Origin of the sequence: Paenibacillus cucumis (ex Kampfer et al. 2016) (genome assembly GCF_019748695.1) — a bacterium.
GTDB lineage: Bacteria > Bacillota > Bacilli > Paenibacillales > Paenibacillaceae > Paenibacillus > Paenibacillus polysaccharolyticus.
Genome location: NZ_JACLIC010000010.1, coordinates 82,328 through 98,414, shown reverse-complemented (window position 1 = coordinate 98,414; position 16,087 = coordinate 82,328). Strand labels below are relative to the sequence as shown.

The window sequence follows — 16,087 nt, the reverse complement described above, 5'->3', positions numbered from 1 at the left end:
TTAGATATCATGTAATATGAAGGTGTTAGATACAATGCAACATGAAAGGTCTTGGATATGATGCCATCTGTTCCACTTGAACGAATACTCACCTTTACCTCCAGGGAAGAGTTAAGAAATTGGTTACAGGAGCACGGAACTACAGAGTCCTGCTGCTGGGTTCCTGTGAGTTTGAAACCACTCCCGAATACCCTTTTATATCTGGATGCTGTTGAAGAAGCATTGTGCTTTGGCTGGATTGATGGCGTCAAAAAGAAAACTTCCGATGGCCTGTTATTACAACGCTTATCTCCACGTAGTCGCAAAAGCTCATGGACAGAGCTCAATAAGGAGCGTGTGCGCCGATTAGAAAGGCTAGGTCTTATGCAAGATGCGGGTAGAAAGGTTCTGCCCGACATGAATCCTGAAGCTTTTGTTGTGGATGCCGAGATTGAAGAGAGGTTAACTGCGGACAGACAAGTACATAATCATTTCGTAGCTTTTCCTCTCCTCTATCAGCGGGTACGTATCGACACGATTCAGAGCGTTAAACGGCAGCCTGCTCTCTTTCAAAGCCGACTTGATAAGTTCATCCAACATACGAAGGCAAATCAACTGTATGGTCAGTGGCATGATAACGGGAGGTTGTTACAGGACTAAAACATGAGTGGATTGGTTCGCCCGCCAGCCGGTCGAATGCTGCGTGAATGACGAACAAAAGCAAGGCGTTGGAAGTTATTCAAACAGCAGTTAGCCCGGTGTTATGCAAGCAGCAGAGTGCGTGGTATGATTCAAGCTCTATTTTGAACCAAAATCAACCGGCTGGGCTCTGGGTCGCTAAGTTTCTAACGATCACAGGAAACGCTATTTAGCTGTTTTTCGCCTGACTGGAATTCTAACGATCACCAGAAACCTTATTCTCCGATTGTTAGCTTTTTTTCAGGCGAAATTAGCGAAATTAGCCTAATTGGCTGAAATAGCGTCTCTGAGGATCGTTAGATTTTAAAACACCTTATTTTGTCCAAAATAAGCTCTGTGGTGATCGTTAGCGCTTCAAGCTTACTCATCACTCAGGCTCTCCACGCAAAAAAAGGCCAGCCAGTAATGACTGGCTAACCTGATCACACGAAAACCATCTGACCGAACTTTCCCATAGTTGGATGCTAATCAGATCACTTGACTGGCAACTGGCTGGCACCCTTTCATAGAGCATACGATCAGTTAGATGGTTTTCTAGTTTTCTGGAGGCAACTGGTAATGTGAGCAACCTTACATATGCTTTACTTGCCAGAAGGCTGTGCTTCAGCGGTGTAGCCCGTTGGAATTTCGGCTTCTGCCGTTACTTTCGTAATTACCATTGGATACATCATGTCCGGATCAGGCTGCACGATTGAATATTTTACAATGGCGTGGTTATCCTTCTCCAGTTTCACTTCATCAATCTTTAACCCGTACCCTGGATGCGGCATCTCCGCCGTCAAAGTAACTTTGCTTGTTTTGTCATCCACTTTGCTGATCGTTACCGAAGGTACGATGGCTTGCTGACCTTCACCAGGATTCGTTGGAGCCGGTTCAGTTGAACCGCCGCCGTGCTGATCCACAAATTCAAGCGCATTGAAAATCATACTAGCTGCCTCCATACGAGTAAGCGACTGATCCGGGCGGAAGTTTCCGTCCTTGTCCAGTTCAATGATGTTCATGTTCAGCAAGTTCTGGACCGCAGATATGGCGTCCTTACTTAATTTTTTTTCATCCTTCACTTCATTATACTTCATGATTACCGGATAATTACCGGTTGTGTTAATTCCCTCATGCAGCAAAATAACAAATTGTTCACGCGTCATCTTGCCTTGCGGATTCACCTCTACCGGAACGGACAGGCCATTCTGAGTGGCTGCTTGCACAGCATCCGCATACCAGGTATTTGGACTAATTTTAGTCTGAGCGGAAGCTTCCGCATATGCATTTTTCAATCCAAACGCTTTGACAATCAACTGAATCCCCTGCGGCTCAGACAAAGCAACATCTGGTCGGAACAGATCTGCCGTTACTCCGTTGACAATTCCCTTCGATTTCAAAGTATCCACAACCGTCTTCTGGCCCTCATCCTTAATGTCGGAAAATGCAAATACAGAAGCACCTCCTGCTGTCAAAGAAACGCATAGCGCAAGTGTTGCAGCCAATCCTTTTTTATGTTTCATTTCCTGGCACCTCCATTATGATTAGTAAAACCTGTTTTTCATCTTTTCATCCCTACAGACGGGACATCTTCGTAAAATGTTTCAGTTCTTTTCGCATTTGGTGAATACAACTTCATAACCATGCATATGATTTGCGGTGTATCGGTAGCCTATTTCAAGCTGTACTAGTACGTTGACAACGACTCATATTAGCGCGAAAATATAAATAGAAAGATTCATCGGTTGACGGATAAATAATAAACAAGTTCGCATAAAGTAAGAGGGCATGACACGCTACGATAAGGTGTCTGCCCTTTTCTTGACTTCGTAACAAAGGAGAACCCACACCTATGTCCAAAAAAGGTTTGCTGCGCGGTTACGTGTTATCCAACTGGCCTATCTATCTCCTGGCTGTTCTTTTGATTATTGCGTCCAATGTCGGTCAGGCCTCCCTGCCCCGTATTCTGGGCAACTTTACGGATCAACTCCTACAGAACACACTACAGATGCAGACGGTGATCCGTTACAGCTTGTCGCTACTTGCAATTGCAATTGCATACAACCTGCTGTTTGGTACCGGCCAGTTCATGATTATGAAACTGGGTCGGCGATTTGAATTTATAACTCGCGAGCGGATATTCCGCAAGTTTTCCGAGCTTAGCGAACACTATTTTTCCAAACAGGGCAACGGCAAGCTGCTCAGCTATTTTATGAATGATGTCACTTCCGTCCGGGAAGCCATATCCAACGGGGTTACGATGATGACCAATGCTGCCTTTCTATTATTGTCCTGTGTAGTGATGATGTTGCTTAGCGGCATTCCGCTGACACTGATCCTGATCAGCATTGTACCTCTGCTGGCCATTCCATTCCTGGTTGTGTTCTTCGGCCCACGGATTCGAAAGCGCTCCCGTGATGTGCAAGAGGCGCTCGCCACAATGACGGAATCTGCGGAGGAGCAGCTTGGCGGTATTCGCGTCATCAAAACATTTGCCATCGAGGATAACGCTCGTTCACGTTTTGGCGCAACCGTGGAGGATATCAAAAATAAACAGCTACGGTTAGTTCGTCTATCTTCCCTTTTTCAGGCCACACTTCCTTTGCTCGGTGCAACGTCTCTCGTAATTTCGCTGCTGGTTGGCGGCATTCTGACGATGCAAAACTCCATTACGCTAGGTAGCTTTGTCGCTCTGACCTTGTATCTGCGAATCATCATGGGTCCACTTCAGCAGATTGGTAACGTGATTAATACGATGCAACGTTCAGGAGCCTCGCTCGAAAGAGTGAATGATCTTCTCAGTGAAAAACCCGATGTACAGGAGATCCCTGAGGCAGAGACACTGCAGAACATGCAGGAAATTAGAATCAACGATTTGACGTTCCATTATCCAGGTAGCTCATCGCCTGCGCTAAAACATATCCAGCTCCAGATTCATGCGGGGCGTACGGTTGGCATTGTCGGTAAAACAGGTTCAGGCAAAAGCACACTGGTCAAGCTGCTGCTCCGTACATACGAACCGCCGGAAGGCAGCATTTTCATCAATGGCACAGACATTCGGGAACTGTCACTGGACAGTCTCAGGTCTCAAATCGCTTATGTGCCTCAGGACGGCTTTTTATTCAGCACCACCATACGGGACAACATTGCATTCAGCGACCGTGAAGCGCCTATGGGTGACGTAGAGGACAGCGCCAAACAAGCGATGATCTATGAAAATATTGTGCGTTTCCCTGATCGTTTCGATACCCTGCTGGGTGAACGTGGACTTACGCTGTCTGGCGGACAGCGGCAACGTACCAGTCTCGCTCGCGGATTGATCAAGCAGGCTCAGATCCTAATTTTGGATGACAGTATGAGTGCCGTAGATGCCGTTACCGAAACAGGCATTCTCCGCAGTCTGCGTAAGATCGGCAAAGGCAAAACCACCTTAATCATCTCTCACCGTATCAGTGCCGTCCGTCATGCGGATGTCATCCTTGTGTTGGATGAAGGACAGATTGTTGAACAAGGGACGCATGCGGAGTTGATGGCTGCCAAAGGGCTGTATGCAGCGACCTATCGTTTGCAGGAGGAGGGGTTACATCATGTCTGATGCGGATGCGAATCCTAAACACACCAACCATAATTCTAAACGTACCGATCAATCGGAGGCCTCCACCAACGATCATCACAGTAAACGTGCTTCATTTAAAGAAATGATGGGCTACGCCAAACCACATCGCTGGGCCTTTGCCGGCATATTTTTCTGCTCCCTGCTCGGCATATCCGCCGATTTGTTGCAGCCTTATCTGGTCAAGATCGCTATCGATGACCATCTGGCTGTGGGTCAAACCAGCACCTTGTTTCTCGTTAAACTCGCCGCCGTTTTTCTGGGGCTGGCTGTAATCAGTTTTATTTTTACCTATATACAAAATAATCTGTTGCAACATGTCGGACAGAGCATCGTCGCTCGCATTCGCAAGGATTTGTTTAGACATATTTCCAAAATGTCCATGTCCTTCTTTGACCGCTTCCATATCGGAAGTCTCGTAACCAATGTATCCAGTGATACAGAAACGATCAGCAGTTTCTTCACCCAGGTACTGCTCAGTCTGATTCGGGATGGCATGATGCTGGTGCTCATTATCTTTTTCATGTTTCAGCTCGATCCTATGCTCGCCGGTTATTCACTCATCGTACTTCCGGTCATCGCTGTCGTGGCTGCCCTGTTCCGCCGCAGACTGCGGAGCGCCTATCAGAATGCACGCACACGCCTTTCCCGTCTGATCGCGTTTACGGCGGAAAACCTGTCGGGTATGTTCCTGATTCAGGCGTTCCACCAAGAAGAAGAGCAGAAGAAACGATTCCAAGAACAGAACGCCCTTCATCTGGAGGCAAACATTACACAGGCTCGTTCCAATGTTATTTTTAACCGGACATTTGACATCCTCGGTAACGCGGCGCTGGTGATGATGGTGTGGCTGGGTGGTCGCGCCGTGCTGGGTGAGTCTTTGCAAGTCGGAGTGCTGTATGCGTTTATCAGCTACATTCGTCAGTTTTTTCAACCGATCAACCAGATTACAATGCAGTGGAATACCTTTCAATCGACCACGGTTTCGATGGATCGGATCTGGAACATTCTGAACACGAGGCCTGAAGTGCATGATCCGTCTCCCGATCAGGCTTCGCCGCTGGAACCGCAACATGTGATGGGTCAGATTGATTTTAATGATGTATCCTTCGGTTACAAGGCAGATCGCCCTATTATTCAACATATGAATCTGCACCTGTACCCTGGAGAGATGGTCGGTATTGTGGGTACAACCGGAGCGGGCAAAAGCACACTGATCTCCCTGCTCAATCGTTTCTACGATGTCAATCAAGGCAGCATTCAAATCGATGGCACCGACATTCGCCACATTCCACAAGCAACACTTCACCGGATTGTTGGGCTGATTCAACAGGAGCCTTTCCTGTTCTCAGGCACGATTATTGATAACGTGAGAATGTTCAGGGAGGATATTACACGCGAGCAAGCGATGGAAGCATGCCGATTTGTTGGGGCAGATGCGATGATAAGTCGTTTGCCGCAAGGCTATGACACCCGTCTGTCCGAGCGCGGAAGCGGGTTATCCGCCGGTGAACGACAGCTGATCTCGTTTGCACGAATCGTTGTATTCCAGCCGCGGATTCTTATTCTGGATGAAGCTACGGCTAATCTGGATTCACACACCGAACAACTTGTACAACATGCACTGGAGTCCGTATCCCAAGGCAGAACCACGATTGTGATTGCACATCGCCTGTCTACAGTCATGCATGCTGACCGAATTCTGGTCATGGAACAAGGCGCTATTGTCGAGGAAGGATCACATCAGGAGCTGGTTGCGAGCCAGGGCGTGTATGCGGATCTGTATCAGCACGCACGGGAGGCAGGACAACAACCTAGCAAGTTGGGGTAATATTTTTAGCGTTAGTTTGAATTACAACATTCCTCTCAACAGGACATACGGCCCTACCTAAATGCCGCAAGAACTCGTAAACTTGATATAGGATGCACAGGTCAAACAGGCCGCTCTGCTCGTGCAGGCGGCATTTTTTACATATGAATCTGCAATGAAAGGAGGTGACGATGATGTTGCCTAAAACTTCTGAGGAACACCATCAGGGGGAAATTCGCTATCGTCGCATCACAGCGATCTGGAAAGGGAGCCTTTGTTTCCTATTTCTCGTCTTATGTGTACTGCTCTTATGGGTTATCGTTGCCGGGCAGACTGAGAGCGTGGAAAAAATCTATTACCCTATGGCTGCGATACTCGGCATGTGGATGGTGGGACCGTTTTTCTTTATGTTTTGGACCCGTTCCATTCAGCGCGTGGCGATCCTCGTCTCATGGAATGAACAATCTCTCCATGCGGGTCAGCGCCATATTCCATGGAACCAGATTCGCAAGATCGAGCTTGCTACCCCTACCCGAAACAAATGGCAATTATCCGCCTCCCCCATGTACGCCTTGTATCTAAAGGACGGCACTCGAGTTCATATTCATACGGACCATTTGTTTGGAAAAAAAGAGCTACAGTCCTCCTTGTCTACTCTCCAAAAGACGTTAAGGGAACATCAAGGTCCTGACCTGGATTGAACTTGTCCAGGTCAGGACCTTCAGGATGATGATTTCTCCACTCCAATGGATAAACTCACCCTATAATTACCTAGCGGTAGCAGTGCTTCCAGCAGTTCACCGAGTTGCTCTGTTGTCCCTGTCTGCACCCGCATCAGGTAACAACCTTCTCCACTGACACGGTGGACTTCAACAACGTCTTCGCGCCCTGCCACAAACGCACGAAAGGCGGCATGTTTATCGCCAGAGTTCAGAAATACCGTGACAAATGCCTTCAAGCCAAGGCCGAGGCGGTCCGGGTTCCATTTTACCGTATACCCTTCTATAACCCCCAGGTCCTGCAACTTGCGAACTCTCGCCCCAACCGCTTGTCCTGTCAGATGCACTTCCTCTCCGATCTCCTTGTTCGAACGCTTGGCATCCCGGATCAGAATCTGCAAAATGCGTACATCCGTGGCGTCTATCATTTCGTTCATAGGTACTCAGCATTCCTTTCACCTTGAAAATAGTCTGGCCGATATGCATTCAGCAGGTTATGTACGACGTGAATCGGGTTGTATAACATATAGGATAATACTAAGAGAGAACCCGAAGGAGTGCAAATCAAATGAAAATCCAATTGATACGGCATGCCACCCTGTGGCTGGAATACGGCGGTCTGAAAATTCTGGTTGACCCCATGCTAATGGATGCCGAGAGTATGCCCGCTTTTCCAAACACACCGAATGAGCTGCGTAATCCTGGAGTCAATCTCCCCGAAACCGAAACAGATTATCTCAAGCCTGATCTGCTGATTGTAACGCATACCCATCCCGACCATTGGGATGAAGCAGCCGCAAATCAACTGCAGAAGGATATCCCATTGTTGTGCCAGCCGGGGGACGAGCCTATTTTCATAAAAGCGGGATTTACGGACGTAACGCCTGTCGATGTGGAGCATGAGCATCATTCGGTGCGATTCTCGCGCACATCTGGTCAGCATGGTACAGGAGAGATTGGCCAACGTATGGGTAAGGTATCCGGTTTTGTGCTTGAAGCGGATGGAGAACCGGTCACTTACATTGCCGGAGATACGATCTGGTGTGATGAGCCTGCGACAGCAATCAAACAATATAAACCAGACGTCATTGTACTCAACGCCGGGGGTGCACGCTTCTTGCAGGGTGATCCTATCACGATGGACGGACCCGACGTTGCTGCCGTGAAACGCGCCGCACCTTCCGCTCACCTCATCGCCGTTCACATGGATGCGATCAATCACTGCATGACAACACGCGCTGACCTAGCCGCTTACCTGGCAAAAGAGCAGTTGGAAGGCCAAGTGCTCATTCCAATGGACGGGGAAAGCTTCGAGTTTTGAATTACGGGGGTAAGCGAAGGGGCATAGTTGCGTATGTAGGATGGTTAATTTAGACCATGTCCCCTGCAATCATCATTCGTATGATGTAGATTGCTCGTGAGTTTTTCTAACGATCACAGCAGACGCTATTTGGGCTGATTTTGCCACTTTGAAATTCTAACGATCACAGCGGAGCCTATTTAAGCGAAATACCCACTTTTCCCTGGAATTCTACCCATTTTCACCGAAATAACGTCTCTCATGACCGTTAGAATTAAAATGTGGCGTTAAATGCCTAAATAAGGTTTCTTGTGATCGTTAGCGCAATTGGACAGCGAAAAAACACTTTACTGGGGCGCTCTACTGGGGCACAAAAAAACGGTATGCGAGTAGTCGCATACCGTTTTTTATTAAACATCGGCCTTACTTACCAACTTTAAACTCACCCTATTTCAGGTTGAGCCTACTTAAACGCTCGTGTTACTCCAACCTTATCTCACCAATATCTTACGATCTCGAAGCGCTACAGTAGTTTCTATGGCCTCTCAAAGCCACCGCAAGCCTCTTATTGCACCTTCAAACGAATCACGTTCCAGGATGCTTTCGCCAGACTCGCGGTGATGAGCGTATCGGATACTACTGCTCCTCCACGATTGTGCGGAACAACATTGTTAGGCTGTGCAGCTGTGTTAACCGCTTTGAGATCGTCCGCTTCCAGAACGATGTGCTCGATCAGAGTGCATTTGCCAAAACTGCGCAGATCCACTTCAAGCGGCAGAGATTCTTGCAAGTGACGATTGACCGCAAACACAGTTACTTCTCCCTGCTCTTCGTTATGCACCGCAATACCTTCCAGATAAGGAACATCTGTAATTTCTTTCGTATCGTATTTCGGTGATTGAATCAGAGGCACAAGTGCTGTGCCACGGCCATATACAGATGCATGCATGAATGGATAGAAGATGGTCTGTCTCCATGATGCTCCGCCCGTTTCGGTCATAATCGGAGCAATTACGTTAACGAGTTGAGCCAGACACGCCATTTTAACCCGATCCGCATGTTTAAGCATACTGATCAGCATACAACCCACCAAGAGTGCATCCTCGTGATTATAAATATCCTCCAGCTGCGGCGGAGCAATCTGCCATGCGTCCATTTTGGAATCATTCTCATGGGAGTGATACCAGACGTTCCACTCATCAAAGGACAGATACATCGTCTTTTTACTGCGTTTCTTCGCTTTAATATAATCACATGTCGCTTTCACCGTATCGATGAAACGATCCATCTCCAACGAGCGTGCAAGGAAGGTTGGCGTATCATCCTCCGGATTACCATAATACTGGTGCAGAGACAGATACTCCACATGATCATACGTATGATCCAGTACTGTTGCTTCCCAGTCCGGGAAAGAAGGCATGCCCAGGTTCGAGCTCCCACACGCGACGAGTTCAATCGTTGGGTCCGTCCACTTCATGACTTTGGCTGCCTCAACGGCAGTACGTCCATATTCTTCAGCAGTCTTATGCCCAATCTGCCAAGGTCCGTCCATTTCGTTGCCCAGACACCATGTTTTGATCCCGTGAGGTTGCTTGTATCCATGTTTAATCCGAAGATCGCTGTAATACGAACCTTCCGGGTGGTTGCTGTACTCCACGATATTACGGGCAGCATCCGCACCGCGTGTTCCAAGGTTAACCGCCATCATCACTTCGGAGTTAGCCTGTTTAGCCCAATCCACAAATTCGTTAAAACCAAATTCATTGGTTTCAATCGTTCTCCATGCCAGATCCAGCCTGCGCTTCCGCTCAGATACCGGACCTACGCTATCCTCCCAATTGTAACCGGATACAAAATTACCACCTGGATAACGTACAATCGGCACATGAAGCTCCTTCACCATTTCCAGTACATCTGTACGGAACCCCTGCTCATTGGCTGAAGCATGCCCCGGCTCATAAATTCCGCCATATACAGCACGTCCCAGATGCTCAATGAATGAGCCATACAAACGCTTATCCACTTCACCAATCGTAAAATCTTTATCTACCGTCATTTTCGCTTTTTCCATGAATGATCTCATCTCCCTAAGATTAATATAAAAATTAATTGATATTCTATGGATCAACGTTCATATTTATATTAAAATCGATAACAGCACATAATTCAACCCGAAATTTGAAAAATGTTATTCTTTTCGTTGAATTTATGTTTAACTTAATTCTATAAACGAAATTGGAGGAACATCTGTGATCAGAGCAAATACCGATGCCGAATGGCTCCCTTTATATGAAGCACTTGCCAGTGAAGTTCGGCTACAGATTATCCGCCTTGTGGCTGAGACACCAATGAATGTGAAAGATATAGCGGCATCCCTCGGACTGAGTAGTGCAATTGTTACCATGCATGTCCGCAAACTTCAAGATGTCGGCATTATTCAGTCCAAAATGGTACGCAAGGATGGCGGTACACATAAAATGAACAGCCTGGCTGTCGACTGGATTGGCATCTCCATGCCTCAAGAAACCGGAACATCCCGCAAGTTTCACGAGGTTTCCATCCCTGTTGGGCACTACACGCATTTTGACGTATATCCTACCTGCGGTTTAGCGACATCTGACCATGTCATTGGACAATATGATGATCCTCGTTATTTTTTGGACCCGGACCGGATGCATGCTCATATCTTGTGGATGGGACGCGGATTTGTCGAGTATAAAATTCCAAACTACGTGTTAACCGGGCAGCAGATTGACGCCATTGAGCTGTCACTGGAGATCGGATCAGAAGCCCCTTCCGTTAATCCAAACTGGCCTTCAGATATTACGTTCACACTTAACGGCATTCGTTTAGGGGAATGGACCAGCCCGGGTGACTCCGGCAATGGTCGCGGCATATTTACACCTGACTGGTGGAGTGATATCGTCAATCAATATGGCATGCTTAAAGTACTACGTATAACCCATGAAGGCACGTTTATCGATGGACAGCATCTGTCGAGCATCACACTCGCTGACATCCCGGTGGAGCGCAATCAGTGGACGTTGCGCCTTTCTGTGGAGGAAGATGCACGTCACGTCGGCGGAATGACCCTGTATGGTGAAGGATTTGGTAACTACAATCAAGACATTTTGTTCCGATTGTTCTATCACGATGGAATAGCACCTTTGTAAAATAAAGCACAAAAAAACACCTTTCATTTGCCAAAATAACGGTCAAATGAAAGGTGTTTTAATTTTATGTCACTGTCCTACAACGCACTGCCTCCGAACAGGAAGCGGGATTCCCAGTGCTTGCCGGCAATATCACTTACTGTCACACCGCCGCCAGCGTTGGAGTATGTATGCAATATTTTACCATTCCCCAAATAAATACCCGTATGTGTAATCGTCGCCCGAGATTTGTTCACGCCACTGTAGGCTGATGCAGAAGTGCCTTTGTAAGACATAAAGTACATGAGATCACCACGTTTCAGGTTCTTCCAATTCGTTGTGACCGTACCTTTCTTCTTCACATAATCTCCTTGTTGGCGTGAGTCTGCTGGAAGTGTAATGCCAAGTCCGTCAATAAAAGCTCGCCTTACAAAGCTGGAACAGTCAAACGTTGCCGTACTGTCGCGATCCGATGCATATTTATAGGGTGTCCCCATGTATTTCATTCCGGCCGCAATAACCTTCTCTACTGCAACACTTCCCTGACTTGTTGAGCCCTGACTAGAACCCGAGCCACTTGAACCGCTAGTCGTGCCCGTATTGCCTGTTGTTGATCCACCGCTTATCGCTTGTGTGTATTTGGATGAAGACGAGATATAACCTGTCCGATTAGAAGCATCTTTGATTTTATACCAATCCGATCCGGATTGCTCAAGCACAGTTAATGTTTCTCCTTTGGAAACCATACGAATGACTTTACCAGATGACGTTGGTGAGGTTCGAAGGTTTACACCCCAGATGACTTCTACTTTCGATTGATCTGCCGCTGCTGCGGATACCTGTCCTGTGAGCGCTGCCGTTGTAAGACTTCCCATCAGCATTGCTGCTGTTACACTTGCCGTAACAATGGTATTCTTCCAGTTCATGATGTCGTGTCCCTCCGGATATTACAAAATTTTAACCAAGAAGCCATCTTCCCGGCTCGCCTTATTGTAAACGGGCATTCTCTAACGTTCATCAGCCCAAAGTCCTGCAAGGGTTTAGACAAGTGTGAGCACTAAGGATCAGGGAAAACGTTCTTCGACTGGAAAAATAGAGCATACCCTACACGGAATGAACGGTTAATTTTTTGTAACTAATTGATACACCTTAGATTTCCACGTTTTGGTCAGGCAGACCTTTGCTACATGCAAATGCAACCTATGCACTAGATTTTAATATTTCCCCTCATCTAACTGGAAAACATTACTACGTTTCATTTCGTTTCAATCTGGAATCCTTCTTTCACAAATGAAAATAAATGGATTTAAATCGTTATGCACGTGAAAAAACCGGAGATTTCTCCCCGGCCTTTCATCGGAAGTATAATCAACAGCAGATTGGAATAAAAGATCAGGCTTTCCGTTCCCGGCCCCAATTCCTGAAACTAACCCTTTCCCTTCATTCCATGCTCTGCTTGCTGATTCAATTATGGCTCCATTCCCCATACCTTCACGCCATCCTGGTATGCTGTTACTTTTGTCCATGCACCAAATGCGGTTTGTGTAGCGTCGAAGGAGTAATCATTCGATTGATCAAAATTCGTCCAGTTGTTTTTGGAGGAACGTGTTTGAATGATTCCTGTCTCAGCACCAGCCGCCAGACTACCTGCTCCGGCAGTGAAGCTGATCTCCAGATACGTATCTGCCGTACCTTTTGCCGGCTCCACAGCTACAAATTTGCCCTGCACATTGGCACTGCCAACCTGTGCGTAGTCACACCAGAAGCTCAGATCAGCGGCACTATCTTTCGTAAAGTAATAACGAAGTTTCACTTTGCTCAGATCGACGGCCGTTGTACCTGTATTCTTCACATTGAATTGTGGTGTAAGAGAGTTGCCTGAAGCACCCGAGCCTCCATTGCGATACTGCACTTCAAGTGTTCCTGTTGAAATCGGAGCAGCCATTGGTGTCAACACAATCACATTCGAGTTCGTCTGTCCATCGGCATTGATGGCAACCACTCTGTAGTTATAGGCCGTACCATTCACTGCTGTTGCATCGGTATACGTCAGTGCCGTCAGCCCTGTCGCAAGATTGGCATACGCACCTGTACCTGTCGAACGCTGCACGTTATAGGTTGCCGCTCCGGTTGAAGCCGTCCAGTTCAGCACAGCTTTTGCATCCCCTGCTGTTCCACTCAGGGTAAAGGCTCCTGGTATAGCTACTCCGGCCTGCGGTGTTGCCGTAACCTGCGCAGATGGCGCGGACTCACCAGCACTATTTACAGCGGTAATGACATAATAGTATGCTTTTCCATTCGTCAGTCCGGTGTCTGTAAACGTAGAACCGCTAACGCTAGTTGCTACAGAAGTATACGGGCCACCGTTCACTTCGGCACGTTTTACCGTATAGGAAGTTGCTCTCGCCGCAGCATTCCAGTTCAAGACCACTTGTTTGTCACCGCCTGCAGCTGTTACGCCTGCAGGAGCGGCAGGTGCTTCCACGCCTGGTGTTTCGCTGTCACCAAGGAGACGGTCGAACTCTCCATAAGCGGTAGCCATATCAACCTGTGACCAGAAACGGTGATACGTAAAGGTCGGTGCACCATTTTCCCACTGCTTCGTGGTCGGGTTGTATGATGTTTTGTACTTGTTCTCCAGATAAGCCCAAGCCGGATCTTGCTTGATTGCAGGACGCAGATCGGAGTATCCGATGTACACGCCATTCCCGCCTTTTGCCGGATCGGAAGGTACACCTGCGGTGCCTGGAATCGTATTACCTTGACCGAACGTACCCGTCCAGTTCGCCGGGAGATAGATCTCTTTCGCGAAGTAACGGAAGTAATCTTTACGCTCTTCCTCTGTCACGATACCTACACCGTCATTGTAATCCCAAGCTGTATCGAGCAACGTCTGAGCCAAGTCTTTGGCTCCCTGACCTTTCACACTGAGTGTACCGTTCTCTGCCTCAGTTCCAGCTGCGAAGAACGTCAATGCTTTGATATAACTTCCCAGTACCCCTGTATCCTGTACTGGATCTTTAGTAATGGCATGGAAGTTTGGATTATTCGTATAGGTGCTGAATCCATTCCATTTATCCGGCTGTCCTTGCCATTCCTGACCACCTGGAATCCAGAACTCGCCTGGAGCCGGAGTTGTTGCTACCTGAACATTTTTTCCACCGAGAATACGCTGTCCTGCAGCATTCAAATAGTAGCCTTGAGCATCCGTTACAGGGCGCTCACCAGCAAACACATAATCTTTTGTCCAGTCCACCCATTTTGTAATGACCTGTTTAGCCATTTTGAAGTTCTCAGAGGTCAAGTCACCGCTCTCTGCCAAGATGTAATACATCTCCGCCACACGCTCCAGCGGCCATGCCTGGAATCCGAACCACGTGTTGGAATCCGGGTCACGATATACTGGTGCTTCCTGATAAGCCATATCATAGAACGTGCTCACACCTGCCGGGTAAGATGCATAGGAACCACCAATGCTGTTGGTTGCCCCGCCGCCAACTGCACCTTCATGGGATTGCAACCATGTGTAGAATTCGAGCTGACGTTTTAACGTCGCATTCCAGTCCGCTTTGGCTGTAGGTGACTCTGGAATCAAGCCGCCTGCCGGATCAGACAGGGCATATGCTGCAACCGGGTTTTGATAGGCCTGGTGCGTGTGACTTGCCCCAATACGCCATGCCCAGTCTCCGCCTTGACCCAATCCACCGCCCCATGACGTATACCACGCCATGAGATACATGTTGGAGTCTTTACCTGTACCTGGCGTTGGTGTACCGTTCTTTGCACTTCCAACTTTCTGGAAATACTTGTCGTACATACCATACCGCAGATAGTCACCCATCTTCTTCGCTTTATCGAGATACTCCGTATTGTTATAGCCCATCTCTTTCGCCCAGTACAGTACCTGTACTGCACGCGCATCCGCATCCGTTGCATTGGTATAACGCCACTGTGCCGATGGTGCCTGATTTTCCTTCGTAAACAGACTCATGAACCCTTCGCCTGCTTTACCAAATGATTTATCATCCTGGGATGGATGAGGAACAGCCTCCCACACGGACTCCTGCTCCCCACGCTGGAACGTATTCACATATGTTGTTGTATGAGAAGGATTCAGCAGATTTCCGTATCCATACCAGTCATCCACGTCGATCAGCCAGTGCATCAGATATGTCTGATTATTACCATAGGTTGCCTTGAGCTCGGCATCGAGTGGGTCCTTACCTGCTGCATACTGACCATTCAGATTGGAAGGATACTGGTCAGGGAATGGTTTTTCCGCTGCATATGTTGCAGGACTGTTCGGATTATAGAAACTCATCGTTGGTTGCTCTTCCTTGCCGTCCCCTTCATTCACCGGAATAATGTACTTCTCCATGTTATCCCAGGCTGCTTCCAGTTTGCTCCAATCGCCCGTGTAGTGACCATACATCGTTTCTAGCCACAACCAGTAACTGTACGCCTCCGACGTAGACATATGTCCATAATCCGGTGCCTCACTCAGCAACGTTTCAATGGAGTGATAAGGAATCCCTTCTGGAGAAAAGTATCCGTTCGCCGGGTCTTTTAATTGACCGTATAATTGCAAAAAGCGAGCTTCATTCACTCCATCGGCCTGAATTTCAATCGCCTGATCGGCAGCATGTGCCGTTTCAGGACCAGCCCAGAGTCCCGTGTATCCCGTCAGCATGACGGTTCCTGCCAGCATGGCAGTTAAACTCTTTTTTGCAGCTGTTTTCAACATGAATATATACCTCCCTGGAATAGTGGAAATTTAATATCGATGCTGCTGGTCTGCCCATGCTGTTCTTTGGCCTCTTGCCTGTCAAAGTTCTT

Annotated in this window: 12 protein-coding genes; 7 read left to right on the top strand and 5 right to left on the bottom strand. The window is 47.7% G+C overall.

Translation table 11 applies throughout. The annotated features are described in order from the left end of the window. The first annotated feature begins 60 nt into the window (after nucleotides 1–60). Together H7T88_RS06805 and H7T88_RS06800 are read left to right on the top strand one after the other, a co-directional pair. Entirely contained in the window at nucleotides 61–639 is a 579-nt protein-coding gene (locus tag H7T88_RS06805; protein ID WP_221787912.1) for a YdeI/OmpD-associated family protein, read from the top strand. Nucleotides 640–686: 47 nt separating this feature from the next. Beyond that, nucleotides 687–851, top strand: coding sequence for a hypothetical protein (locus H7T88_RS06800; protein WP_221787755.1), 165 nt, complete (start codon nucleotides 687–689; stop codon nucleotides 849–851). A 408-nt stretch (nucleotides 852–1,259) separates the two neighbouring features. Here H7T88_RS06800 and H7T88_RS06795 read toward each other — a convergent pair whose 3' ends face one another. After that, entirely contained in the window at nucleotides 1,260–2,180 is a 921-nt protein-coding gene (locus H7T88_RS06795) for an S-layer homology domain-containing protein (RefSeq protein ID WP_221787754.1), read from the bottom strand. 329 nt (nucleotides 2,181–2,509) lie between these two features. Here H7T88_RS06795 and H7T88_RS06790 point away from each other — a divergent pair, with 329 nt between their 5' ends. The 3 genes from H7T88_RS06790 (at nucleotide 2,510) to H7T88_RS06780 (ending at nucleotide 6,781) form a co-directional block, all read left to right on the top strand. After that, nucleotides 2,510–4,252: an ABC transporter ATP-binding protein gene (locus H7T88_RS06790; RefSeq protein WP_221787753.1), complete on the top strand. Its 1,743-nt coding sequence runs from the start codon at nucleotides 2,510–2,512 to the stop codon at nucleotides 4,250–4,252. Next, complete coding sequence (locus H7T88_RS06785) at nucleotides 4,245–6,101, top strand: ABC transporter ATP-binding protein (RefSeq protein WP_423246121.1); 1,857 nt, start codon at nucleotides 4,245–4,247, stop codon at nucleotides 6,099–6,101. Before H7T88_RS06790 ends, H7T88_RS06785 begins: the two co-directional genes overlap by 8 nt. A 170-nt stretch (nucleotides 6,102–6,271) precedes the next feature. After that, complete coding sequence (locus H7T88_RS06780) at nucleotides 6,272–6,781, top strand: hypothetical protein (protein ID WP_221787752.1); 510 nt, start codon at nucleotides 6,272–6,274, stop codon at nucleotides 6,779–6,781. 20 nt (nucleotides 6,782–6,801) lie between these two features. Here the strand turns inward: H7T88_RS06780 and H7T88_RS06775 are convergent, their stop codons facing one another. Then, a complete protein-coding gene (locus H7T88_RS06775; RefSeq protein ID WP_221787751.1) occupies nucleotides 6,802–7,236 on the bottom strand; it encodes an Lrp/AsnC family transcriptional regulator in 435 nt (144 codons plus the stop codon). 131 nt (nucleotides 7,237–7,367) lie between these two features. Here H7T88_RS06775 and H7T88_RS06770 point away from each other — a divergent pair, with 131 nt between their 5' ends. Next, nucleotides 7,368–8,120, top strand: coding sequence for an MBL fold metallo-hydrolase (locus tag H7T88_RS06770; protein ID WP_221787749.1), 753 nt, complete (start codon nucleotides 7,368–7,370; stop codon nucleotides 8,118–8,120). A gap of 544 nt (nucleotides 8,121–8,664) precedes the next feature. On the opposite strand, the gene arfA is transcribed toward H7T88_RS06770, so the two are convergent. Then, nucleotides 8,665–10,170 (bottom strand): arabinosylfuranosidase ArfA, encoded by a 1,506-nt coding sequence (gene arfA, locus H7T88_RS06765; RefSeq protein WP_154890768.1) that lies wholly within the window; start codon nucleotides 10,168–10,170, stop codon nucleotides 8,665–8,667. 181 nt (nucleotides 10,171–10,351) lie between these two features. Between arfA and H7T88_RS06760 the strand changes: the two genes are divergently transcribed. Beyond that, on the top strand, nucleotides 10,352–11,272 hold the full coding sequence (locus H7T88_RS06760) for an ArsR/SmtB family transcription factor (RefSeq protein WP_373323223.1): 921 nt from the start codon (nucleotides 10,352–10,354) through the stop codon (nucleotides 11,270–11,272). A 77-nt stretch (nucleotides 11,273–11,349) separates the two neighbouring features. Here H7T88_RS06760 and H7T88_RS06755 read toward each other — a convergent pair whose 3' ends face one another. Continuing rightward, a complete protein-coding gene (locus H7T88_RS06755; protein ID WP_154890766.1) occupies nucleotides 11,350–12,177 on the bottom strand; it encodes a C40 family peptidase in 828 nt (275 codons plus the stop codon). A 542-nt stretch (nucleotides 12,178–12,719) separates the two neighbouring features. After that, nucleotides 12,720–15,995: a glycoside hydrolase family 48 protein gene (locus H7T88_RS06750; protein ID WP_221787747.1), complete on the bottom strand. Its 3,276-nt coding sequence runs from the start codon at nucleotides 15,993–15,995 to the stop codon at nucleotides 12,720–12,722. Between the last annotated feature and the right edge of the window lie 92 nt (nucleotides 15,996–16,087).